22 protein-coding genes are annotated in these 22,497 nt (G+C 45.1%); 7 read left to right on the top strand and 15 right to left on the bottom strand.

Going from position 1 to position 22,497, the window contains the following annotated elements; translation table 11 throughout:
* Positions 1-80 precede the first annotated feature (80 nt).
* Positions 81-761 (bottom strand): phosphoglycolate phosphatase, encoded by a 681-nt coding sequence (locus ACSAZL_RS03845; protein ID WP_440947418.1) that lies wholly within the window; start codon positions 759-761, stop codon positions 81-83.
* A gap of 66 nt (positions 762-827) precedes the next feature.
* Positions 828-1,805, bottom strand: a complete 978-nt coding sequence (gene radA / locus ACSAZL_RS03840; RefSeq protein ID WP_440947417.1) for a DNA repair and recombination protein RadA — start codon at positions 1,803-1,805, stop codon at positions 828-830.
* A 111-nt stretch (positions 1,806-1,916) separates the two neighbouring features.
* Here radA and ACSAZL_RS03835 point away from each other — a divergent pair, with 111 nt between their 5' ends.
* The 4 genes from ACSAZL_RS03835 (at position 1,917) to ACSAZL_RS03820 (ending at position 3,964) form a co-directional block, all read left to right on the top strand.
* Positions 1,917-2,087 carry a hypothetical protein gene (locus tag ACSAZL_RS03835; protein WP_440947416.1) on the top strand — a complete coding sequence of 57 codons (171 nt, stop codon included), beginning with the start codon at positions 1,917-1,919 and terminating at the stop codon, positions 2,085-2,087.
* A gap of 17 nt (positions 2,088-2,104) precedes the next feature.
* A complete protein-coding gene (locus ACSAZL_RS03830) occupies positions 2,105-2,575 on the top strand; it encodes a phosphopantetheine adenylyltransferase (RefSeq protein WP_440947415.1) in 471 nt (156 codons plus the stop codon).
* Positions 2,576-2,644: 69 nt separating this feature from the next.
* Positions 2,645-2,977: a hypothetical protein gene (locus tag ACSAZL_RS03825; protein ID WP_440947414.1), complete on the top strand. Its 333-nt coding sequence runs from the start codon at positions 2,645-2,647 to the stop codon at positions 2,975-2,977.
* Positions 2,978-3,130: 153 nt separating this feature from the next.
* Positions 3,131-3,964: a TIM barrel protein gene (locus ACSAZL_RS03820; RefSeq protein WP_440948777.1), complete on the top strand. Its 834-nt coding sequence runs from the start codon at positions 3,131-3,133 to the stop codon at positions 3,962-3,964.
* Between the two features lie 116 nt (positions 3,965-4,080).
* On the opposite strand, the gene ACSAZL_RS03815 is transcribed toward ACSAZL_RS03820, so the two are convergent.
* Entirely contained in the window at positions 4,081-5,121 is a 1,041-nt protein-coding gene (locus tag ACSAZL_RS03815; RefSeq protein WP_440947413.1) for a methionine synthase, read from the bottom strand.
* Between the two features lie 260 nt (positions 5,122-5,381).
* A complete protein-coding gene (locus tag ACSAZL_RS03810) occupies positions 5,382-5,681 on the bottom strand; it encodes a DUF378 domain-containing protein (protein ID WP_011023465.1) in 300 nt (99 codons plus the stop codon).
* A gap of 62 nt (positions 5,682-5,743) precedes the next feature.
* Between ACSAZL_RS03810 and ACSAZL_RS03805 the strand changes: the two genes are divergently transcribed.
* Positions 5,744-5,914 (top strand): hypothetical protein, encoded by a 171-nt coding sequence (locus tag ACSAZL_RS03805; protein ID WP_440947412.1) that lies wholly within the window; start codon positions 5,744-5,746, stop codon positions 5,912-5,914.
* Between the two features lie 91 nt (positions 5,915-6,005).
* Here the strand turns inward: ACSAZL_RS03805 and ACSAZL_RS03800 are convergent, their stop codons facing one another.
* The 4 genes from ACSAZL_RS03800 to ACSAZL_RS03785 form a co-directional block, all read right to left on the bottom strand.
* Positions 6,006-7,367 carry an energy-coupling factor ABC transporter ATP-binding protein gene (locus tag ACSAZL_RS03800; protein ID WP_440947411.1) on the bottom strand — a complete coding sequence of 454 codons (1,362 nt, stop codon included), beginning with the start codon at positions 7,365-7,367 and terminating at the stop codon, positions 6,006-6,008.
* 11 nt (positions 7,368-7,378) lie between these two features.
* Positions 7,379-8,161, bottom strand: coding sequence for a cobalt ECF transporter T component CbiQ (gene cbiQ / locus ACSAZL_RS03795; RefSeq protein WP_440947410.1), 783 nt, complete (start codon positions 8,159-8,161; stop codon positions 7,379-7,381).
* A gap of 123 nt (positions 8,162-8,284) precedes the next feature.
* Positions 8,285-8,626 carry an energy-coupling factor ABC transporter substrate-binding protein gene (locus tag ACSAZL_RS03790; protein WP_440947409.1) on the bottom strand — a complete coding sequence of 114 codons (342 nt, stop codon included), beginning with the start codon at positions 8,624-8,626 and terminating at the stop codon, positions 8,285-8,287.
* Positions 8,623-9,330: an energy-coupling factor ABC transporter permease gene (locus tag ACSAZL_RS03785; protein ID WP_440947408.1), complete on the bottom strand. Its 708-nt coding sequence runs from the start codon at positions 9,328-9,330 to the stop codon at positions 8,623-8,625. The genes ACSAZL_RS03790 and ACSAZL_RS03785 overlap by 4 nt, the downstream gene beginning before the upstream one ends.
* A gap of 665 nt (positions 9,331-9,995) precedes the next feature.
* Between ACSAZL_RS03785 and ACSAZL_RS03780 the strand changes: the two genes are divergently transcribed.
* Positions 9,996-10,193, top strand: a complete 198-nt coding sequence (locus tag ACSAZL_RS03780; RefSeq protein ID WP_440947407.1) for a hypothetical protein — start codon at positions 9,996-9,998, stop codon at positions 10,191-10,193.
* A 105-nt stretch (positions 10,194-10,298) separates the two neighbouring features.
* On the opposite strand, the gene ACSAZL_RS03775 is transcribed toward ACSAZL_RS03780, so the two are convergent.
* The 3 genes from ACSAZL_RS03775 to ACSAZL_RS03765 form a co-directional block, all read right to left on the bottom strand.
* Entirely contained in the window at positions 10,299-10,760 is a 462-nt protein-coding gene (locus tag ACSAZL_RS03775) for a YqaA family protein (protein ID WP_440947406.1), read from the bottom strand.
* A 270-nt stretch (positions 10,761-11,030) separates the two neighbouring features.
* Entirely contained in the window at positions 11,031-13,619 is a 2,589-nt protein-coding gene (locus tag ACSAZL_RS03770; RefSeq protein WP_440948776.1) for an S-layer protein domain-containing protein, read from the bottom strand.
* A 472-nt stretch (positions 13,620-14,091) separates the two neighbouring features.
* The gene (locus tag ACSAZL_RS03765) at positions 14,092-14,826 is read right to left on the bottom strand and encodes a queuosine precursor transporter (protein ID WP_440947405.1); all 735 of its coding nucleotides are present in this window, start codon (positions 14,824-14,826) and stop codon (positions 14,092-14,094) included.
* Between the two features lie 671 nt (positions 14,827-15,497).
* Here ACSAZL_RS03765 and cca point away from each other — a divergent pair.
* Positions 15,498-16,862, top strand: coding sequence for a CCA tRNA nucleotidyltransferase (cca, locus tag ACSAZL_RS03760; RefSeq protein WP_440947404.1), 1,365 nt, complete (start codon positions 15,498-15,500; stop codon positions 16,860-16,862).
* 16 nt (positions 16,863-16,878) lie between these two features.
* On the opposite strand, the gene ACSAZL_RS03755 is transcribed toward cca, so the two are convergent.
* The 4 genes from ACSAZL_RS03755 to argJ all read right to left on the bottom strand — a co-directional run bounded on the left by ACSAZL_RS03755 (position 16,879) and on the right by argJ (position 22,480).
* On the bottom strand, positions 16,879-17,724 hold the full coding sequence (locus ACSAZL_RS03755; RefSeq protein WP_440947403.1) for a DNA-3-methyladenine glycosylase family protein: 846 nt from the start codon (positions 17,722-17,724) through the stop codon (positions 16,879-16,881).
* Positions 17,711-19,213 (bottom strand): ADP-dependent glucokinase/phosphofructokinase, encoded by a 1,503-nt coding sequence (locus ACSAZL_RS03750; protein WP_440947402.1) that lies wholly within the window; start codon positions 19,211-19,213, stop codon positions 17,711-17,713. The genes ACSAZL_RS03755 and ACSAZL_RS03750 overlap by 14 nt, the downstream gene beginning before the upstream one ends.
* Before the next feature lie 234 nt (positions 19,214-19,447).
* Positions 19,448-20,923 (bottom strand): ADP-specific phosphofructokinase, encoded by a 1,476-nt coding sequence (gene pfkC / locus ACSAZL_RS03745; RefSeq protein WP_440947401.1) that lies wholly within the window; start codon positions 20,921-20,923, stop codon positions 19,448-19,450.
* Positions 20,924-21,292: 369 nt separating this feature from the next.
* Complete coding sequence (gene argJ / locus ACSAZL_RS03740) at positions 21,293-22,480, bottom strand: bifunctional ornithine acetyltransferase/N-acetylglutamate synthase (protein ID WP_440947400.1); 1,188 nt, start codon at positions 22,478-22,480, stop codon at positions 21,293-21,295.
* Positions 22,481-22,497 lie beyond the last annotated feature (17 nt).

The following is a 22,497-nucleotide window of genomic DNA, read 5'->3' as shown; positions in this document are numbered from 1 at the left end:
GAGTTATACTAATCTGAATATCCTTGCTCAACACAAAAGATATTAACTATTTGCATTTTTTCCTTTTTTTCTAAGATTTTTTAAATCCAGCCATTGGATTCAAGAAATTCAATCGCCTCTATAGCCCCATCCCCAAAAGATGCTTCTGTCACGTAATTGGCAACTTCCTTTATCCTTTCATCGCCGTTTGCAACGGCAATCCCGAAACCTGCAGCCTCAAACATCTCAGCATCGTTTTCTGAGTCTCCTATTGCCACAAAGTCTTCAGCTTCAAGCTCCATCATTCCTGCAAGCTTCCGGAGGCCTGAGCCTTTGTTGATCCGGGTACTTTTGATGTGAATTGCATATTTGGTGTCAACCATTTCGACATCAAAGTTTTGAGTCTCCAGAAGAGCTCTGGCTTTTTCAAGGTCAAAGTCCCGCCGGAGGGCAATCTCGGTTTTTCGATAGAAGGGATCGAGTTTTGTGAGCTTGAAATGTTCGGATAGAAAAGAGAAGGCTTTTTCGCACTCTTTCAGGCTTTCTTCAAAGGTGCCGTTAAGGTCGTAGCGGACGGTAACCGCACCTCCGTTTTCGGCGATTACGGCCCCCTCCAGGCCGATAAGCTTTGATGTTGTCCTGGCATAACAGAGAATGTTGCCTGTGGCAAGGACTACCGGGACTTTAAGGGAACGGATTTTTTTGACGGCTCCAAGGTGGAGTTCCCTGTTTTCGCAGGTAATTGTCCCGTCAATGTCAACGACAATAGCTTTGAATTTCATTGAAAAGAGATTGGAACGGGGAGATAAAATATTTCCCCATCCATAGTTTTTAATTGATCTCAACTTTCACTGGTCAGTAAGCCCAGCCATAGTGACTGCAACAACAGCTTCTCCTTCCGGAAGGCTGGGAGAGTCCACGAGGCGGATAATTCTCTTTTCGCCTTTGGACTTCCGCAGGTAGAGTCTGAAGGTTGCAGTATGCCCCACAATATGCCCTCCGACAGGCCTTGTGGGATCACCAAAGAAGGCATCGGGTTTTGCCATAACCTGATTTGTAACAACAACGCAGGCATTGAACAGGTCTCCGAAGCGGAGCAGGCCGTGCATATGTTTGTTTAGCTTTTGCTGCCTGTCTGCAAGGGTTCCCCTTCCTACATATTCAGCCCTGAAGTGAGCCATAAGAGAGTCAACGATCAGGAGGCGAACGGGTTTTCCCATTTCCTTGAGCTCGTTTGCCAGGTCTGTTGCAGAGTCTACAAGAAGTATCTGGTGATTGGAATTGTATGCCCGCGCAACATGGATGTTCTGCAGGAATTCTTCAGGATTAAGTTCCATTCCGTACTTCTCGGAAAGTCCCTTTACCATCTGGGTAATCCTTTCCGGCCTGAAGGTGTTTTCGGTGTCGATTATAATTACCGAGCCTCCGAGACCCCCATGCTCCTTGTCCATCTGGACGTTCACTGCGAGCTGGTGAGCCACCTGAGTCTTTCCGGAACCGAATTCTCCGTACAGTTCGGTAATAGCCTGGGTTTCTATGCCCCCACCCATCATTTCGTCAAATTCGACACAACCGGTGGTAAGTTTGCCTACCAATTTCCTTCTTTCAAGGACGAGGTCTCCGGTCTCAAATCCCCCTATGTCAGCAGCCTGCCTCGCGGCATTGATGATTTTTGCGGCAGTCGATTCCCCGATTTCGGCTGTAGTTGCAAGTTCGGAAGGAGAGGCTACGGCCACTGCTTCAACGGTGTTAAATCCGGCTTCTTTGAGTTTTTCTGCAGTTGCAGGGCCAACTCCTGGCAGTTCTTCAAGTGTGACTTCGCTCATTACAAATTCTCCTGGATGCACATGTTTGTATAGGGTGCATAACGGTTGCTTTTCAATAGTTTCGCAGGTATATATATCTAGAGGAGGCAGAGTGAAAGTATTCTGAACAGTATGGAAAATGCGTTAATTAATTCGAAGGAAACTGACAAAAAAGAGAATAATAAAAGTTCTTTTCATGCCCTTAAACTTACAAAAGAAAAGAAGAAAATAGATAAAAAAATACAGAAAGCCCTCAAAAAACCGAAAAAAAACAGAGCAAAACCAAAACTTCTTTTTACTTAGCAGAGTATCCTCCCATCATGCCAAAGGTCGCCGTAGGCGGTACGTTTCAGTATCTTCATGACGGACACGCCAGATTAATTGAAAAAGCATTTGAGATAGCAGGAAACGGAAAAGTCTACATAGGGCTTACCTCGGACGAGATGCTGCAAAAAAATCACAGTATCGATAATTATGAAAACAGGAGAGTCCGGCTGCTTGAGTACATAGATGAGATGGAGATTCCGAAAGAAAAATATGAAATTACAAGGCTTAACGATCCCTGCGGCCCGACTGTGGAGGAAGATTTCGACTACATAGTAGTCTCCCCCGAGACCTACCCTGTCGCCCTGAAAATCAACCGCATCAGAGAAAAAAAGGGAAAAAAACCTCTTGAAATTGTGTACGTTGAATATGTGATGGCTGAAGACGGGACTCCGATTTCATCCACAAGGATTGCAAAAGGAGAAATTGATAGGCATGGAAGGCTGAAAAAAGAGTCAGAGGCCTGAAACAACTGCATTTTCAGGCAGATCCCCCTTCAACAGGTATAAATCCGGACAGGATTATAAAGTGATACTATGCCCAGAGAATTTACACAAATGGACATTGATATTTTTAACAAGCTTGCCCCTGAAGCGGGAGGAAACCAGATTTCAAAAGAAGCAGGGCACCATTTCCCTTTCATCCTGCGCCCGGTTTCACACAAATTTGCCGAATCTCCGGAAGACTTCAGGGAAAGGCTTGAGAGACTGAATGCGGAAGAACTTGACTACCTTGTAGGGCTTGCCCTTGAAGGAAAGGAAGATGTCCAATCCCTGGACGAAGATCTTGAAGAACTGGTAGCGGTAGTCGAGGAAAAGTTGTCCCCTGAAAGGGCAAAACAGTTAAAGGACCTCATGGGACTTTTCTAAACCGGAAAGATATTCGAAAGGAAGGCGCGAAAAGAAATCTCCCGAATCGAATACCTTCTGAATAGGATGTCTTCCGAAACGAATGCCTTCTGAATCGAATGTCCTCTAAAAGGGATATAAAGATAGATTTTTGAAGATACATTTTTGAAAAACATGTCAGCCGAAAAACTTTTTTTTGGGACTGCCGGAGTTCCCAGAAGCGCAAAAGCCAGCAATAGCCCTGCAGGAATTGAGCGGGTAAGGGAACTGGGGCTCGACTGTATGGAACTTGAGTTCGTACAGGGGGTACGCATGAGTGAAAAAGGGGCAGGAAATGTTCTGGAAACTGCCAGAAAGGAAAAAGTAGCCCTGAGCGTACATGCCCCTTACTATATCAACCTGAACTCTCCGGAAGAAGAGAAATTAAAAGCCAGCATGGAAAGGATTTACCAGGCTGCAAGGATAGGCAGCCTCTGCGGGGCAGAGTCAATCGTACTGCACGCAGCCTTTTACCAGAAGAGCAGCAAGCAGGCTGTCTACGAAAATGTCTCAAAAGCCCTCGGAGAGCTTGCAGAGCAGCTCCGGAGCGAGAATATCCCCGCAATCCTTCGCCCGGAGACCATGGGCAAACGTGCGCAGTTCGGGACCCTTGACGAACTGCTCGCCTTAAGCGAAGAAATCGAAGGGGTAATGCCCTGCCTGGACTTTTCCCACATGCACGCAAGGGAAGGAAAGGAAAACTCCTATCCCGAGTTTACGGCAATCCTCTCGAAAGTGGAAGATTCCCTTGGAAAAGAAGGGCTTGCAAACATGCACATGCATATCTCGGGAATAGAGTATGACAGGAACGGAGAAAAAAGACACCTGGTCCTGAAAGAGTCCGACTTCAACTACCCCGAGCTCTTAAAAGCCCTTAAAGAATTCGAGGTTAAGGGGCTTGTCATCTGCGAAAGCCCGAACCTGGAAGAAGATGCGCTTCTGCTAAAGAAGACTTACATGGAATTATAATCTTATAATTCCTTTTAATCTCATAATTCCTTTTAATCTCATAATTCCTTTTAATCTTAGAATTCCTTTTACAGCAGGTCGCAATACTTTCCGGATAGACTCTCAGTCTAATCCATTCACTTATCCTTCTTTTCTGCATTAAATTGATTGATACCTTTTGCCGTATTCTCAAGCAGTTTGAAAGCAAGGTCCTGGTCCGGCCAGAAAGCCAGCCCGCAGTCCGGATTCGCATATTTTATGCGATCTCCAAGAACCGAATAAGCCGTTTCAAGCCTCTTTTTGATAACATCCGGGGTCTCCAGCTCGGTTATGATTTTTTGCAGGTACTCCTTTTCCTTCCAGGCATTAATTCCGTACTTTTCATTGACAATATTTACAAGACTGAAAATATCGGTACTTGATACTCCGACTCCCGCATAAGTATCCGAATCCTCCAGCACTTTTCTGTCCAGAAGATCAAGGTAGGAAGGATTTCCCGCATACTCAAATCCTATGACATTGATAGGAGTCTCACATATGAGCTCATACTTTAATGGAGAATATACGTGAATCTCCATATCCGCTCCCTGCTGCCGGGCATAGGAAGAGGCAACGGTAAGAGCTGATATGATCTCAGCGTCAGAAAACCGAATCATATCGGTTAACCCCAGGCTGATTTCATCCAGCGCTATAACCTTAATTTTGAAATTTTTTGCTATTTTAAATGCCTGTTTAACGAATTTTTCAACATCCTGTGCAAGGATATTATATGCATCTACAAAAGCCGTTGCCCCGAAAGCCTGAAGATACATATCCGTTGGGCCTGCAATACAAACCCTGACTTCAAGGATTTTCCCGGTCTCGTTTTTGTATTGTTTTGCGACTTCATCGACTATTTCCAGTTCAAGGATCTTTGCATTCTCCTCTTTCAATACATAAGGCTCAGAACAGTTTTTTTCGTCTTTAATGATATCAAGAAACTGGCCTATCATATCTCTAAACTGAGGATATGTGGGAACGTGCACTCCCACACCAATTTTTCTCTGAAAAGCTTCCGTTATTATTGAAAAGAGTTTTTCGTCTTCATCTCGATTCTCAGCTGCAGTTTTTACCCACTCCCTTGTGACACCTTCAGGTGTGGGAAGGCTGCCTTCGTCGATAAAAATAATCTCCTGCATGCCTGGTATTAAGAGAGATGAGGTTTTATAGATATTGAATTTGTTCGGGCATTATTTATAAAAGTGTATAGAAGTAAGTCAGTTAATTTTAGAATTATTTTTTAGCCCGCTTTTATGATAAATTTGTAAAGATGACTTACTATCTACACTTCCTGATAGAACTAATCAAAATCTCATATAGTTCAAGAAAATATTCAAGAAACCATTCTTTAGCAAATCCGGTTGAAAAGGCAATTCCCATTATTGACAGTTCCCATCTATTATTGAATTCCGCTCCAACTGTACTGTTTACCACTATACTTTTTCTCGCCTTTTGTATGCCAACGCTTTTTCAAGTCTGCATATTTTTCCTTATAAATCAGTATCAGGTAGACTCCAGACAGGCCCACGAGAGCATAAACCAACCTCGAGAGGATTGATTTCTTGCCAAAAAGAGCTGCTACCAGATCGAAATTCAGGATTCCTACAAGACCCCAGTTCAAAGCGCCTATTATTACTAACAGTTTGGATAGAATCTTCAGTTCAGACTTATCCTTCTTTACCAGACCTTTCGAATACATATTTACCAGACCTCCCACCGTAAAGCATTGAGAAAGGACAGCTTATTTTTGACTGGAAAATTTTGACCGAAAAATTCAGATCGTTAAAATACCAGATGCTCTGCCCCCCAAACAATGTTGGAGCTAAGATTTTATTAATTTATTCCTCAAAATGGTCAGCATTGTTTTTCGGGAAGAGGAGAAGTTTACTCAAAAAAACTCACCAATATTCAAAAGAATATAATAGTGTTTAAAGGAACTTGACTAATATTCAAAAGAATCTAACGAAAAATGGAAAAAATAAACAGAAAATAGCTGAAAAAAAAGGAAAAAAAGGAAAAAAAATTATATTTCAAGCATTCCAGAGTTTTCATCGATCTCTTCAGTCCACTTGCAACCGCCTTCCCTGTTAACCACGCCCACGGTAAACTCTATCCCGCTTTTTTCCACATATTCGCGGGTTCTTTTCAGGGCATGGTCCACCATTCCGCCTGAAGTGAGGATAAGGCAGCGTTTTCCACAGAGGGCCATAAGGATCGATTTGTCTATAACGCCTGAGGTCACATCCAGGTGGATTCCGTCCTGTTCGGCAAGGGTCTTGCTTTGCTTGCCCATCGCCCCCACAAAGACGATTTCTCCTTCTTTAATGATCTGCCTGACCTCCGGCAGGGAATAACTGTCCATATCGTAAAGCAGCACTCCACCGGCTTTAATCCCTTTACGCTTAAGCTCAACAATAGCCCTGCCGTCGGGGTGGATGTGCAGAACCGTGGCATTAATAGCTTCATAAGGGGATTGGGTCGCATATTCTCCGTACATAACCCCGATATTCAGGTTGTCACCTTCCCGGACCCCGGGCGGGACCTCAACCCACATAAGGTCAAGCGGCTTTAAGGTGTTGACAAGCTCGGGAACGGTTTTAGGGGAGTTTTTGCCGTATGCAAGCCCTCTCCTCTCAATTTCATGATAAATCTCAAGGGTAGTGGGCTGGCGCAGGCCTGCTTTTTTAAGAAGCTCCTGCTCTTTGAAGACCTCCGCAGGGGTCCCCTGCCCTATAAGTTTGCTGTTTGACATGAGGTACACATAGTCAGACCAGCGATAAGCCAGGTCCACATCGTGAGTGGAGATGATGATCGTACTCCCGAAATGGTTGAATTCGTTAAGTAAATCCATGATTTCGTCTGCTCCGACAGGGTCGAGGTTTGATAGGGGCTCGTCAAGGATGATCACTTCGGGTTCCATAGCCATAACCCCTGCAATTGCAACCCTCTTTTTCTGCCCTCCACTCAGATGATGCGGAGGCTTGTCCTTCAGGCGGGTAAGCCCGACATGCTCAAGGGCATGCTGCACGCTGGCATCGACCCTTTCTTTTGAATAACCCAAGTTTGCAGGCCCGAAAGCTACGTCCTGGTATACGGTGGGGGCAAAGATCTGGTCATCGGAGTTCTGAAAGACAATTCCTACGGATTTCCGGATTTCCCGGAGGGATTTTGAATCGTACTTAAAAGGAGCTCCGTGGAAAAGGATTTCACCTTCCTGTGGCTTTAAAGTCCCATTAAGGAGCAGGAAAAGCGTGGACTTTCCGGAGCCGTTTTGCCCTACAAAGGCAACCTTTTTTCCTTTTCTTATCTCAATGTTTATGCCTTGAAGAGCTGCAGTCCCGTCCGGGTAGGTGTACTTAAGGCCCCTGGTCTCAAGAATGATCATGATCTGTTACCTCAAATAATGGATATGTTTTTTGTAAAATAAAAAAGTGCAAGAGCTGAAAGGAAGTAGGCAGAAGTCAGCAGCAATTCAATGGCTTTTACAGGTCTGTGCACTTCGAAGAGAGTCATTTTTCCATCATAACACCTGGAATTCATGGCAAGGAAAAGTTTGTCTCCCTGTTCCCAGGAACGGACAAAGAGAGTACTTGCCAGCATACCCAGAGAATGGATCGAACGCCTGAAGTTCGAATATCCGAGTCTTACGGTCTGAGCATACCTTATTGAAAGGGCCATGTCCAGGAAAACAAAGATGTACCGGTAAATCAACATGGAAAGCTCGATTAGGGATTCCGGAAGTCTGGACACCTTGAGCACGGCAAAGAGTTCTATCATAGGCGTTGTAAGCGCAAGGAAATAAAGGCAGCACATCCCGCTTAAGGACCGGGAAAGTACCAGCAAGGCAAGCTCAAGCCCGTCTGCCCTTACCGAGAGGGGATAACCTGCAAGTTCGAAAGACAGAAGCTCCTGCCCCGAGCCGGAGAAAAAAGCAATGATAATCACACCTGTGAGTGCAAACCCTACGGGGGCTAACAGAAGTTTCAGGTATAATTTAAGGGGAGCCTTGCCGAGAGCAACGGTTGTAAAGCTCATGCAGAAAGCTATGAAAAGAGGAGTGATAGGGGATGTGGATGAGACCCCTACAAGCAGCCCGAAAAAAACTATTGCCAGCTTCAACCAGTTGTTTCGGTGCCTCATAGGGCTCATAAGGGCATAATCATCAAGGATATTGGTCATAGAGAAACCTGCTAGATAGGTAAAGGAAGGAAGCAAAAATCAAGGTTTAAAAATAAAAGGCAAAAGATAAAAAACTTTCCTCCCCCGAGGAAAGGTTGGTAAAGGCTAAAAGAAGAAATTAAATTATAGCGATTGCCTGTCTCTCTCGGGCTTACTCTTGTCTTTGTATCCGAGGTCATTTTCATAACGGCTTTTAGCCCTGTAGTAGCCAAAGAAATAACCGATAATCCCTGCCCCGATAGCTGCCTGAAGCCCGAAGAGAAGGCTTTCTATTTCCCCGCTTGGAGGCTCCCAGATAGGTTCTGCAATTGGTTCATAGGTTCCGCCGGTGATCTCATTAATCACACCTTCTGCCTCTCCGTCAGCCCCTCCGTATTCGGCATCCGTGGTGGACGACATATAAACGAACTGGGCTGCGAAGATGAGGAAAATTGCAAGTACGATAAGTTCCAGTATTCTGCTCATGCGGGATTCCCTCTAAGTTTTCTTACGACCGAATCTTCAAGGACTTTCATTTCGACCAGGATATCACTCTTGACGTTGACCACATACTTAAAGAGCAAGGCACTGACAGCCCCTTCCATGATTGCAAGAGGTACCTGAGTAACTGCAAAGATTCCGGCAAATTTAACGAACGAACTCATAAAACCTGCAAAGGTAAGCACATTTCCTGCAGGATATGCAAGGGCAAGCTGCACAGAGGTGGTCACATAAGTTGCCCAGTCCCCGAGGGCCGTTGCAAGGAAAACCACCAGATAGAAATTGAGATTTGCTTTCATTCCTGCCTTATAGACCAGGTATGCGACCACAGGACCCAGGATACCCATGGAAAAGACGTTCGCTCCAAGGGTTGTAAGTCCTCCGTGTGCAAGGAAAATTGCCTGGTAGATAAGTACGATGATTCCGAGAACTGCGGTGATTGCCGGCCCAAACATAATTGCTGCAACCCCCGTGCCTGTGGGGTGAGAACAGCTTCCGACTACAGAAGGCAGCTTAAGGGAAGATAACACGAAAATAAACGCACCTGCGACAGCAAGAAGAGGCAGTACTTCGCGTTTTTCTTTGACCAGATTGTTCATTTTATAAATGCCAAATGCGACCACTGGTATTGATAATACAAACCAGAGTTGCCACCAGGGCGTAGGTAAATAACCTTCCATTATATGCATGAGATCACCATAAGAATATCAAGTAAAGATTACTGAGGTTAAGTAAATTTAAATTGAGTTATTGCATACATAAAGGTTGCGGTGTAACAGAAGCAGATGCATGAGAGCCCATAAAATTAATTTAAAGGTAAAAATGTTCTCAAAACCGGGAGTACAAAGAACAAAACAAGCAAACTTGAATCGATATAAAGTATAATTCAAGAAACGCATTATGCGGAATATGCAATAAACCTGGAAGAAATCAATACCTGTCAGGAATCTATTAAAAAAAATGAAGGAAACCCAGTCAGATCAGAAGTCGGATCAAAATTAACAAATAAAGAAAGTAGCACATAGAAAGTAAAGTTGCGCATGGATAAGAAAAATAAGAGTAAAAAGGAAAAAATGGAAAAAAATAAAAAAATGGAGGTTATAGCCGCAGATAGTTTCCGTTTTAGGACCCGGAAGATAGGTCAGAATGGCAAGCAAAGCAAATAAAAATCAACTAAAATTGCTTTAGCAAAAAGATATTGTACCCAAAGTTATATAAGTATATCCATTTGGTTCCTTTAGAGAAAAAGTCTTGCAACAAGATCGTCAGAGAGGATATACTGTGGAAGAAAAATAAGAAGATTTAAATGTAAAATTTAGTTAAATAAGGAAAATTCACCTGAAATTGAAAGAAAATGCAGGCAAAAAAAGAAAAAACTAAAACTAAAAAAACGGATCTGAAAAAATTCGGGTTGCCCGCAGAAAAAGCAGTAAATCCAATTTACTGGTGGTTTAAGGATCTTAAAGCTCTTTTAACTTTAATTATCTGTAAGCCTCAAAGTTCATTTTCTATTTGTAAGCCTCAAAGTTCATTTCCTATTTGTAAGCCTTAAAGCTCATTTTGTGACTTTGTAAACACCAGAGCCCATTTACCTTTTATAAGCCTCAAAGCGATTTTACCGGGATAAGTCCTGATTCATTTTACAAGCCTGCAAACCTTAAAATCCACCATTGAAAAGTACTACCGAATAAGCAAGTACTAAATAACGCCCGAATTTCCCCAGGAAAACAAGTATTGAAAAAGACCTGAAAGAAAGCTGCATAAGCCCTGCAACCATGGTAATCACATCCCCTATACCCGGCACCCAGGTGAAAAGAAGGGTATAGATTCCGTATTTGCTAAAGAGCCTTTCACTTTTCTCGAGCTTTTCAGGGGAAGGAGAGAGGTACCTATCAAGTACATTCCTTCCTTTTAAACCCAGATAGTAAGTGGTACATGAGCCGAGAAAGTTGCCGGTGGTGGCAACCATAACTACGACAAAAGGACTAAACCCCTGGTAAACGAGGGCTATTACCAGAGCCTCCGACCCGAAAGGCAAAACTGTAGAAGCCAGAAAACTCAGGACGAAAAGATGCAGATAACCGTAATCAACAATAAAGGTGGTCAGGGATTCAAGCATAACAATCGTTCTCTTAGTTCCTGCTTACTATTCTATTATATTATTTTATGCCTGCGTGAAAGCAGGTTGTTCATATTACACGGTTAATACTTTTAAACAAAAGGAAAAATAATGGTTTGAAAAAGACTCATAATTGTTTGAAAAAGACCCATAATTGTTCGAAAAAGACCCATAAAATAATCAGCTTGAAAGATACGAAGAAAAAAGAAAAAGACCGGAATTAAAAATTAATTTCCGGTCCCTGCTGCGGAAGAAGCTGTTAAACCTTATTCAGTCCCTTCTCTTCCTGAGCAGTACAAATGCTGTGGCGAGTATTCCGAGAGTTACAAAACCGCTGATGAAAGGAGTCGACTTCGTCACTTCGTAACTTCCGCTCATATCCCCTACTTCAACGGTATAATTTCCTGCCTCCTTCTCGGTATGGGAGAATTCGACTACCGTACTTGCACCAGCATCCAGGTTCACGGCTTCGGACTCGACGGATTCGCCGTTGACCAGCAGATCCACTTCGGTTTCTCCTGCAATATTGCCGGTGTTTTCAACTTTCACCTGGATCGTAACTGCGTCTCCGCCCTCAACAGAAGCAGGCTCGATTGAGAAATCCGAATATTCAAAAACAGCTTGGTCTTCGGAAACCTCAACAACCGTTTTTCCTTCTTCATAACCTGTTTTTGTGGCATTTACCGTATATGTACCCGGAGCGGTTACCCAGTAAGATACAGTGCCGTCTGTGCCCGTCTGTCCCTCAACTTTCTGGCCGCCGAAGTAGACATCCGCTCCGGAGACAGGCTTATTTTCGACAGAGTCGGTAGCCTTTATACTGATCTGGTCCCCTATCCTGATGGTTTCCGGAGAGACCGAGAGGAGCAATTTCAGGACACCTGCCCCGACAACAGCAACATCCCTGGTTCCGGAGATATACCCTTCTTTGCTTGCAGACAATGTGAAGCTACCTTCCTCAGTTGGGGTATACGTAAGAGTTCCTTCGTCTCCTGTGGTCCCGATGCTCTCGTCTTCAAGGAAGAGTTCAACATCGCTGACCGAAACGTTTCTTGCCGTGACCAGGATTTCTGCTGCCTGCCCGACCGTAAGGACATCGGGTGTTTCTATTTCCAGCTGATCCTGAGCAGCAGTCTCGACTTCAACATAGGGGTAGAAGCGCAGAACCGAAGAATCGGCAACCCTGAATTTAATGTTGCCCATCAGGTCAATGGTATTGCCCTTTGAGAGGGAGATAGAGTCTTCGTTCCTCATCTTGATTCCTGAGCTGGAAATCGTGCTTAGTTCCATCCTGCCGAAAGAATCACCCTGGGAAAGCTCAACATAATCTTCGGAGATCTGGAAGACCCCTTCTACAAACACAGCATCGGTTTCCGCACCTCTGAAGATCTGATCAAGATGGACTGCAATGAGAGGAAGATCTTCTACGCCTCCGAGATCGGTTTCATAGACATAGTCACTGTCGGAATTGAGGAAACCTTCATCCACCACATTTCCGCCCTTTTTAAGCTGCACCCATACGGTGTCTCCATTGACGTCTACTTCTGCAATGTTCAGGGAATAACCTTCATCAAGTGTCAGCGAAGAGCCCGTAAACATTGACTTTTTGTTGTCGTCATCAATCAGGACCTTTGCGAGGACATTGTCCGAAAGCACGCTCACGCTCTTTGAATTCTCAAAAGTATCCTCAGGATAGCCTGCAAAATACTTCTCTGCCATAAAGCCGATAACTTCATAGCTTCCCCAGTCTTCGTGCTCGAATTTCACAGAGGCCGGACTGGTGGAATAAACAAGCGTCTCGTCATCAATTGACCTTCCACTGATATCTTCAGTGAGGGTCAGGCTTTCGGTGGAGACATTTTCATCTATGTTGTAATAGAAGCCTTCAAAGTTGAAAGGGGTCCAGACAGTCGTATCAAACACTTCATCATGAACCGTTCCCCTCAATTCATAACTTCCGGGCTCGGAAGTCTCAACTATGGGAGCAAAGCGGATGTCATCGGCATCAGCCACAAGGAAGCTGAGTATTCCCATTATTTCGACGGTGTCTCCCTTGCTAAGAGTGAAAGAATCACGGTTTTCCATTGTGATCCCGGAACTTGAAGTGGAACTTATTTCCATTTTCCCGAATCTGTCCCCATTCTCTATCTTGACATACTCGTCCGAGACCTGAAAAATACCTTCAACAAAAACAGCATTGGTTTCCGTTCCACTGAAGATCTGAGCAAGGTGGACTGCAATGAGGGGTACATCTTCTGCGTCCCCAAGCTCGGTTTCATAAACATAGTCGCTGTCGGAAGAGAGGAAGCCGTCATCAATTACATCCCCGTCCTTTTCGAGCTGAACCCATACTTTGTCCCCGCTGACATCTACTTCGACAATGTTCAGGGAATAGCCTTCTTCAAGTATGAGGGAAGAGCCCGTGTACAGGGATTTCCGGTCATCGCTATCGATCAGGATCTTCGAAAGCTGTCCTTCCGAAATAACACTGATATCGTCATTTACAAAGCTGGAGTTTTCGGTGTATCCCGCAAAATACCTCTCTGCCATAAACCCTATGACCTGATAAGTACCCCAGTCCCCGAATTCGAACTCCGTTTCTACGGGTTTTGTCTCATACTCCAACCCGTTCCTTGCGATGTTCCGGCTGCCGGCAGTGAGGTGGATAGTCATATTCTCGGAACCTTCCCCTGTATCAAGGTCATAGTAAAAGCCTGAGTACGTCTGGGGTGTCCAGGTATAAGTAAGACTCTGATTTGCGTTTTCATCCCATATGCGGTTGCCTGTCGAATTTGAGACCTCTGCGGCTGCAGTTTCGCAAAGCAATCCGAGCGTTAGAAGCAGACATAGCATTATCATATATTTTTTAGTCCCCAAGTTAGACCTCCTTTTAAGATACTGGAACAGGGGTGGAGCCTTTGGAAGCCAGAGAGAAAAAATAGAAACAAAAAAGTTTCCAGAAAACTCCCTGAAAGTTTTCCTGAGCCCGAATACCCCGTTTACTATAAAGACATTAAAACATTCAATAATATACAGTTCAAGATATTACATGGATTGGATAAAGGTTTTTGGGTAGTTATTATTATAACAGGAAGAAAATGAAATAAAAAATCCGGAAAACCGAAGAAAAAGAGAGAAAAAGGAAAATAAAGATAAAAAATACTTCAAAAATAAAAAGAGGAGATGGATATAAAAGAAATAATAGATTTTTCCCTTTAAGCACGATATTTCTACTTATTAAGCAATTTTTTACTTATTGGGCTATTTTTTACTTATTGAGCAGCTTTTTTGCTTATTGGACAGTTTTTTATTTATTGAGCAGCTTTTTTGCTTATTGGGCAGTTTTTTGCTTATTGAGCAGTTTTTTATAGAACACGAACCAGGGATTATCCAGAAAACCGATTACATTCTTACTGATAAGCTGCCCTATGACCAGAGGAATGACAGGCATAACCCCGTAAAAAGCTATGACAACAAAGATAAGGGAGTCCAGTGTAAGGTTGACAAAATCGCTTGCACTCGAACGAAGCCAGATGTAAGGGTTTAGAAGGGTATCGTGCCTGAAGTTCTTTTCTTTTTGTAAAAAGTGTTTTTTGAGGGATGCAAAGACCCAGGCGTCAAGGTTCGAACAGACCAGAAAAGAAACCCAGCTTGCAATCGTAATCCTGATGCTCAGCCCAAAGAGGTTCAGCCAGGCATCTTCCAGTTCAAAGAAAGGAGCGGGGCTGAGACTTGTGACCATCCCGATGAAGAGCACGAACAAGATTTGGGTTGCAAAAGCGATGAGGATGGAGATATGCGTCCTCCGCTCCCCATAGACTTCGTTGATCATGTCCACAACCTGAGCAATAAAAGGATAGATGAAAACTGCCGCAGGAGCAAAGAAAGAGTAAAAGCCGAGGTCAAAGACAATAATGCGCGTGGCAAGGACCTGGGAAGCCGCAAGGTAAACCACATAGAAAGCGGTGAGTACGGTAAAACCGTTTTCAGGCATTTTTCTAATAATATACACGGATGCATAGGTAGCAATAGTAAGGGTGATAATCCAGTACAGCCAGACTAACATTTTTCATCACAACCGGGTTTTTATGGAGCTTGGAACGGATCAATTCCTGAAATGAGTTGCCTAAACTTGAAATAAACCGATAGGGACTACGGAGCTTAAAATTAAAGAGAAGGCAAACCTGCAAAAATGCAGAATTCGGGAAATAGAAAATACTGCCCATTTTATTTAAAGTGTGTATATTTTCGTATTATAGGAAGCTCCGGAGAATACCCCGGACCTGAAAATTCACCTGCTTGGAAAGGGGGGGTTCTTCAACTCCCCAACCCGTAAAAAACGATCCTTTTTGAAATTCTACCGGAGACCCATAAAATATAAGTTAAAAGAGAAGATTTCTGACCTGTAGAATCGAGAATTAATCTCAGAATAATGAATTAACTGCAGAACAAGAGTTAACTGCAATATAAATAATCAATCTTAGACCCAACAACTAATCAATCTTAGACTCAACAACTAATCAATCTTAGACTCAACAACTAATCAATCTTAGACTCAACAACTAATCAATCTTAGACTCAACAACTAATCAATCTTAGACTCAACAACTAATCAATCTAGACCCAACAACTTATCTCCGGAAATTCAAGAATCAATCTTGTAGAGAATCAATAATCAACTGCAAGATCAAGGATTGACCTTCAGAATCGAAAAATAACATATGGAGCCGTCCCGGCATGGAAAAATATACCAGCATTCCAGAAGACCTGAAGCTTGCCGTACTTGAAAAGATCAAACCCACGGAAGCCGAAAGAAAAATACTCACGGCAGTTCAGGAGGAACTTGCAACAGATGTAAAAGAGGCAGCAGAGAAACTTTGTGTAGCGGATATTTTTGTAAAAATGGTCGGTTCTGCTGCGAGAGGCACCTGGCTTTCAGGCACCCATGACATTGATGTTTTTATCAGCTTCCCCGAGGAAACCACCAGAGAGGAACTGGAAAGGAGGGGAATGGAGATTGCCAGGGAGGTGGCAAAAAAAGCAGAGCACGCCGAAGACCGCCATGCTGAACATCCATACCTCAACATTGTTTTCAAAGGCTTTGACGTTGACCTCGTCCCATGCTTCAGGGTAGAATCCGCCTGCAAGCTCAAATCCGCAGTGGACAGGACGCCCTTCCACAACGAATTCGTAAAAACCCACATAAAAGGCCGGGAAGACGATGTCCTGCTCATGAAGCAGTTCATGCGCGGAGGCGGAGTTTACGGCTCGGAACTGAAAACACAGGGCTTTTCAGGCTACCTGACCGAACTCCTGATCATTCACTACGGCTCTTTTGAAAACACCGTAAAAGCCGCCTGCCTCTGGAAACCCGGCCAGAAAATAGACATTATGCAGCACTCGGAAACGGAACATACCGAACCTCTTATTATGGTAGACCCGACCGACCCCAAACGAAACGTTGCAGCAGCCCTCTCCCTCGACAAATTCTGCATGTTCATGGACCACTGCCGGGAGTTTATGAAAAGCCCGGGACTCAGATTCTTTTTCCCGGCCCCCCTCGAACCGCTTGAAGATAAAGAGATCCTTGAGAAGCTCGAAAGCAGGAAAAGTTCCCAGCTTGCAGTTGTTTTCAAAACCCCGGATATTGTGGACGACGTCCTCTACCCTCAGCTCTACAAAATGGAACAGGCTGCAGCAGCTCTCCTGCACGAATACGATTTTTCAGTAATCAAAACCGGAGTCTGGTCAGGAAAGCCCGAAACCGTAATCATGCTCGAACTTATCTCAGGCACCCTCCCCAACGTCAAGAAAAGAATCGGCCCTCCGGTCTGGGTCAGGGAGCACGCCGAGAAGTTCAAAGCCAAGTACGAAGAAGCTGAAAATGTTTTCGGAGGCTATATCGAAGGAGGAAAGTACGTCTTCGAAATTCAGCGCAAATACCCGACTGCAAAAGGGCTTCTTGAAGAACAGCTTCTGAACTGCTCCCTCGGAAAACAGGTACATAGCAGCGTGAGTAAAGGCTTTGAGGTTGTAGAAGATGCGGGAATTTGCAGGCTGAAAGACCCGGATTTCAGGGTTTTTTTGAGGAAATGGATGTAAAAAGCATAAAAATAATTTAATACAGAGGAACAAACCCCTCCATCCTTTTCTGATAAAACAAATACTGCTGGGCATACCCGCAGTAATAGCCGAAGTATTCCCGTCCCCAGTCTCCCATTCGACTCATGTTCGTGCAGCTTTCAAAGAAATTGTCGTCGATGTGGTAATGCTGGATGATCTGCCTGATGTGGGTGTCTATGGGGAAAGCTTCCATTTTATCAAAGGCGAAAAGGAGAACGCAGTCGGCAACTTTTTCCCCGATGCCGCGAAGCCTCATAAGGCGTTCTCTTGCGTACCGGTATTCCAGGCGGAAGAGGACATTAAGGTCGAGTTCGCCTGAAGCTACTTCTCCTGCCGCTTCTTTTATGCGTTCGGTCCGGAAGCCGAGCTTGCATTTGTCAAGCAGAGAAAGATCGGCTTCTGCAAGAGTATCGGGGTCAGGAAAACTGAAATATCCTTCTTCCAGTTCCTGTCCGAAAAAACGGCTCAGAAGATAGATTCTTTTTTGAATTGTGGGGATACTCGAGGCTGTTGCGAGCATGTAAGAAATCAGGCACTCCCAGGGGTCCTGCCGGATCAGGCGAAGACCTCTGTATTTGTTGATCGCCCTGTTTATCAGAAGGTCTTTGTTTATGCTTTCGTAGATCGAAGGCAGGTCGTCGTCAAGACGGAAATAATGAGAAAAAAATTCTGGGGGCAGTCGGGAATCGACCAGAAGTTCTCCGCTGTCCTCCTGGGAAAGCCGGATAACATGTTCTCCTACGACGCCTGTCCACCAGTCTCCTTCCTTTTCCCAGCGGAAGACCTGTCCGCAGTCGAGGGTGTAGTCGAGGTTAAAGATTTCGGGCTTAAGCCTGTACATCCAGTTCCAGCTCCCTTAGAAAAGTTGCGGCGGTTAAGGTATCTCCAAGTCCGACCGTGGTCAGAGGGGATTTAGAAAGCAGAGTTGGGAGAATGCAGAGCACATACCCTTCCCTTAAAGCATAAGCCCCATGCTCAAAAGTCTTTCCATGGAAGGCTTTAAGAAAAAGCTGCAGCTGCTCCCTTCCGAGCAGGCTCTCCTGAAGTTTTGACGCCTCTTTTTCCACAAATTCCCGCCCTTCAAGCCTTCCCGAAGCCGCATATACTCCCGCACACCTGAGCCCGAAGCTCATTGCTTCAAGCTTTTTTTCGGCGGCCTTTAACAGGGCAGGGTCGTCGATGTCGTCCCATTTTCCCGAAACCCGGGGCTCATCAGAAATTCCGGATTCGTTAGAAATTCCGGACTCATCAGAAATCCCGGAACCCCCGCAAATTCCGGAACCACCAGAGCTTCCGGGTTTAAAGACAGCCAGGAAAAATTCCCTTGTGTGAATGAAAATTTTTCCGATCCCGTGTCGAGAAGCAAGTTCACAGGCAGCCTCCCCTACAGCTCCGGCTTCCATCCGCAAAATCCCTTCGGCAGGAATGCCGTGCAGATTGCGGAGCATTGCAAGTTCGTCCTCGTTCATCCCGATGCTGTTTGAGATTCCAGCAAACTTTAAAAAGACGGAATTTGCAATCTCTTTGCTTCCAAAATGCCCGAACTCAAGGTGAACCCTGAACTTGTCATTCCTTGCCCTCCAGGCCTTAAGCTGAGCAAAAGAATTCTCAAGAACTTCCCTGTAAGTGCTGTCATCAGGATAAGTCTCAAGCAGGAGGTGGAAACCTGATATAAGTACGCCGTCAATCTCACAGGCGTGCTGAAGGGCATACGTCCCAAACGCAGGGTTAACAAAAAGTTTGAAATTCAGTTGGTCGCAGGTTGCTATAAAGCGGTTCTCCCTGGGGACCCTGATTTCCTTCCCGTAAAGGGAAAAGGTTTCACCTTCGGAAAAATCAAAAACGAAATGTATGGGATCCTGGTTGCTGAAAGGAACATCAGGGTTCTTTCCGGATTTTGTCCCTGACTTTTCCTTTGCCTGCAGAGAAACATCCGGGAAATAGACTGCTTTTTTCGAAAAGAGAGAAAGCTGGGTCCGGGACGGGACTGCAACATTGGGGATGACCCTGGAAGCCCCGAGTTCGGAAAGTGCATTTGCCATAATCCCGGCATTTCCACCCATCCTCACAAGGGATTTTTCAAAATAGCGGTTCTTCAGGAACTCAAATACGGACTGCTTAAAAACAAGCCATTCGGCCCCGCATCCGTTTTTCATACAATAGACAAGCCCTGCCGCAAAATCGGATTTCGAAAGGATTTTTCCGGGAGGGTTTTCTATTTTCTCAAGGATTTCAGTTCTTTCAAAAGTATTCAGAAGCTCCGAGATTTCGGCTCCGCTGATCCTGTATACGGAATCTATGTTAACGTTATAACCGCAAAGTATGTTCATTTAACCGGTTCCTGTAGGTTCGAATTAAGAAGCAGCCTCTTGTTCAGGCTTTCAGGTAATTGCTCGATCCGTTACAAAGCGAGGCAGGGAGAAAAAGCTGCCTCTGAGACTTATTTATGAAAGTTTTATGCGGAGAGTTTTATGCGGAGAGTTTTATGTGGAGAGTCTTATGTGGAGAGTCTTATGTGGAGAGTTTTATGTGGAGAGTCTTATGCGTAGAAACTCGCAGAGAAGTCATTTCCCTGCTTTTTTCTGCTTCATCTTTGCAAGCATGGCAACAAAAGCTCCTGCAGAAATCGTATCTCCTATCCCTACTGTGGCTTTGGGCCTCTCCACTACTTTGGAAGGGATTAGGATAGCATCATGGTCAGATCCGTAGACATATCCGTACTCAAACTCATCCGGTGTACAGAGCCTTCTGCCTGTGCAGTACAGCTGGAAGTTTTCAAGATCCTCAAGTCCTGTGGACGAGACAGGCACCTCCAACCCTGCTTCGGCTTCCTCAAGGTTCTCGATATTTCCGTTAAGGGCCTGGGCAGCTGCCAGGACCGAGGAAAAGAGCAGGGAGTCCCTGTGTTCTTTCAGGGTAAGAGGGTGGCCTTTTGCCAGGATGCAGATGTAAAAACCAAGCGAGTGCACATGAACTCTCTCAAGGTCCAGATCCTTCATGAGCTGGACTGCCCCCTGGTAGAGGGACATAATCCCGTTTTCTCCTTTCCTGATAACGGAATATGACAGCTCCTCATATCCCAGCACGTTCAGGGCATTTGCAACCTCCACAGTGTCGAGGCCCAGGGAATGGACATGCCTTGCAACAATTTCTGTCAGGATGGCTTTTCTTATAAGCCGGTTCTGGATGGATGTGAGTTCCACGTGAATGCGGAGTTCGGGGTTCAGGGACTTCAGCTTTTCAATAACCTTTACGGAATTTTCGACGTAATCTTTATAGGTAGACCCATCTTCATATTCCTCTTTTATCATCTGATACCCGGAAAGCATTGCCCCGTCAATAGGAAGGAGGGAGTCAAGGTGTTCGTAAATCTGCTTATCCATATCCAGGCGGAGCCATCTGGGGCGGGACGAAATGATCAGGCGGTTATCCCTCGGGACTTTGAAGGTGTTCCCGGCGCAGGTCACATTCATGTCTTTGGAATACTCGAGGATCCAGTTGACCTTTGACCCGGTCCCGGGTTTGAAGGCTTTTCCCGGAGGCTTCAGGAGGACTTGCCCGTTTTCAACCTTCGGGTGCAGGATATTTCCCGTAGCTGTAAAGTACTCCGCCTGTTCCTCTGAAAGCCAGGGGACGTAAGCTATCACTTTTTTCAACCCTAGTCGGCCAAGGAGATTTGAAATAATCCCTGCCTGCCCACCCATGCGGGCGTAGTCAAAACCCAGGTGTTCCTTGAGCCATTCATGAATGTCTGTGGTATATGCAGGCACTTCTGCGGCTTTTCCTTCTCGCATGGAAATAATCAGCCGGGCAATAAAGTCCAGAGACTCTGCGATCTCTCTCGGGTATACCGCTACCCTATCCTGGATCTCAGCCTCGTCAAAAAACCCGATAAGCTTTGACAGGTCTTCTTCAGTCAGGTGTCTGATAGCATCTATATTGCTGTTATAAGCTACAAACATCCCGTCCAGATAAGGAAGGGCTTCTTTTGCTTCGTAAAACGCTTCTACGTGGCGTTGTTCCCATTCTTCAATGTCCACTTCTGTAAACCCCCTGGGAATAAAATAAAGTATCCAGAATTAAGAAGTTTAGTTGATCCGGAATAAAGAAAAATAAGGAAAATAAATCAAAATAAATCCGAGTTTTTGAATGCCCGGGGTTATTCTGTTCATACTTCCCCTATTTTCCATTTTACGTTTATTTTATTTAACTTTGTGCAGATTGGAGACCTGAAGGCAGACCAGAACGATCCGAATTCAAAATCATGCTGTGATTCTAAAGCAATTAAGATTAAAATGTAGACCCCACATCAATTCAAGGTCAAGCTGCAGACTCTACAACAATTAAGGTCACGCTGTAGACCCCACATCAATTCAAGGTCAAGCTGCAGAATCTACAGCAATACACATTCATGTCGTATATTCGGCATTGATCCTGACATAATCGTAGGTCAGGTCGCAGCCCCAGGCTGTTGCGGATTCCCCACCCATTCCAAAGTCAAGGGTGATGATAATTTCCTCATTTTCCATTATCTTTTTCAGGAGCGCAAGGTCTGAAGTCCTGGAAATTTCTCCGGACTTCACAAGTTCGACTTCTTCTCCCCCTCCTGCAAAGGACAGGGAAAGCCTTTCCTGCTCGAGTTCGGCACCCGAGTATCCGGCAGCCGCCACAATCCTGCCCCAGTTAGGGTCCTTCCCGAAGATTGCGGACTTGACCAGAGGGGAACGTACAATAGCCTTTGCAGCAAGCCTGGCGTCCTCGTAGGTTTTTGCACCTGTGACTCTGGCTTCGATCAGTTTCGTAGCGCCTTCCCCGTCCTTTGCCATCTTTTTTGCAAGATCCGTAAACACATAGACAAGCGCGTCTTCAAACTCATCGAGGCATTCCATACAGGGCTTGATTCCGGACTTACAGGTGGAGGTGAAAAGCACCATATCATTCGTACTTGTGTCTCCGTCGACAACAACCATGTTGAAGGTCCTGTCCACAGCTATCCTGAGAGCCGAATCGAGAACATCGGCAGGCACCTGGGCATCGGTATATGCAAAGCAGAGCATGGTGCCCATATTGGGCTCGATCATGCCCGAACCTTTTGCAACTGCCCCTATCCTGACCCCGCAGTCGAGCTCCACAGCTACTTCTTTTACGGCTTTGTCAGTGGTCATAATCGCCTTTGCAGCTGCAAGGCTGCATTCCGGGGAGCTGCCAAGCCCTTCGAGGACTTCTGGAAGATGTTCACGGATCCAGGAAACGTCAAGCCTTCTGCCTATAACTCCTGTTGAGGCAACTGCAACAGTATCAGGTTCGAGGTCAAGACTTTCGGAAAGTGCCGATGCCGTTTCCATCGCATCCAGAAAACCGTCATCACCGGTAAAGGCATTAGCGTTTCCGCTGTTTGCAATTATAGCAGAAAGCCGGTGCTGAGTTTCAATTACTCCTTTGCTAAGGACAACGGGAGCTGCAGTGACCTTATTCTTTGTGAAAACACCTGCTGCAGGACCTTCCGCCCGGATGACTGTAATTCCCATTTTTCCGAGCTTTATTCCGTTTGCAGTTACGCCCTTTACTGCACATATTCCACCCTCTACTTGCTTCATGAAAACCCTCCTTTCCC

Source organism: Methanosarcina mangrovi, from assembly GCF_052057765.1.
GTDB lineage: Archaea > Halobacteriota > Methanosarcinia > Methanosarcinales > Methanosarcinaceae > Methanosarcina.
The sequence above is the reverse complement of the archived record's forward strand: the minus strand, read 5'-3'. Positions and strand labels throughout refer to the sequence as shown.

Coding starts and splice junctions, on each gene's coding strand:
- ACSAZL_RS03780 (WP_440947407.1), top strand. CDS start 9,996: ATGCAGGCAAAAAAAGAAAAAACTAAAACTAAAAAAACGGATCTGAAA.
- ACSAZL_RS03765 (WP_440947405.1), bottom strand. CDS start 14,826: ATGTTAGTCTGGCTGTACTGGATTATCACCCTTACTATTGCTACCTAT.
- cca (WP_440947404.1), top strand. CDS start 15,498: ATGGAAAAATATACCAGCATTCCAGAAGACCTGAAGCTTGCCGTACTT.
- ACSAZL_RS03825 (WP_440947414.1), top strand. CDS start 2,645: ATGCCCAGAGAATTTACACAAATGGACATTGATATTTTTAACAAGCTT.
- ACSAZL_RS03835 (WP_440947416.1), top strand. CDS start 1,917: ATGGAAAATGCGTTAATTAATTCGAAGGAAACTGACAAAAAAGAGAAT.
- ACSAZL_RS03820 (WP_440948777.1), top strand. CDS start 3,131: ATGTCAGCCGAAAAACTTTTTTTTGGGACTGCCGGAGTTCCCAGAAGC.
- ACSAZL_RS03845 (WP_440947418.1), bottom strand. CDS start 761: ATGAAATTCAAAGCTATTGTCGTTGACATTGACGGGACAATTACCTGC.
- argJ (WP_440947400.1), bottom strand. CDS start 22,480: ATGAAGCAAGTAGAGGGTGGAATATGTGCAGTAAAGGGCGTAACTGCA.
- ACSAZL_RS03800 (WP_440947411.1), bottom strand. CDS start 7,367: ATGATCATTCTTGAGACCAGGGGCCTTAAGTACACCTACCCGGACGGG.
- ACSAZL_RS03755 (WP_440947403.1), bottom strand. CDS start 17,724: ATGTACAGGCTTAAGCCCGAAATCTTTAACCTCGACTACACCCTCGAC.
- ACSAZL_RS03785 (WP_440947408.1), bottom strand. CDS start 9,330: ATGCATATAATGGAAGGTTATTTACCTACGCCCTGGTGGCAACTCTGG.
- ACSAZL_RS03815 (WP_440947413.1), bottom strand. CDS start 5,121: ATGCAGGAGATTATTTTTATCGACGAAGGCAGCCTTCCCACACCTGAA.
- ACSAZL_RS03750 (WP_440947402.1), bottom strand. CDS start 19,213: ATGAACATACTTTGCGGTTATAACGTTAACATAGATTCCGTATACAGG.
- ACSAZL_RS03830 (WP_440947415.1), top strand. CDS start 2,105: ATGCCAAAGGTCGCCGTAGGCGGTACGTTTCAGTATCTTCATGACGGA.
- ACSAZL_RS03775 (WP_440947406.1), bottom strand. CDS start 10,760: ATGCTTGAATCCCTGACCACCTTTATTGTTGATTACGGTTATCTGCAT.
- radA (WP_440947417.1), bottom strand. CDS start 1,805: ATGAGCGAAGTCACACTTGAAGAACTGCCAGGAGTTGGCCCTGCAACT.
- ACSAZL_RS03810 (WP_011023465.1), bottom strand. CDS start 5,681: ATGTATTCGAAAGGTCTGGTAAAGAAGGATAAGTCTGAACTGAAGATT.
- cbiQ (WP_440947410.1), bottom strand. CDS start 8,161: ATGACCAATATCCTTGATGATTATGCCCTTATGAGCCCTATGAGGCAC.
- ACSAZL_RS03790 (WP_440947409.1), bottom strand. CDS start 8,626: ATGAGCAGAATACTGGAACTTATCGTACTTGCAATTTTCCTCATCTTC.
- ACSAZL_RS03770 (WP_440948776.1), bottom strand. CDS start 13,619: ATGATAATGCTATGTCTGCTTCTAACGCTCGGATTGCTTTGCGAAACT.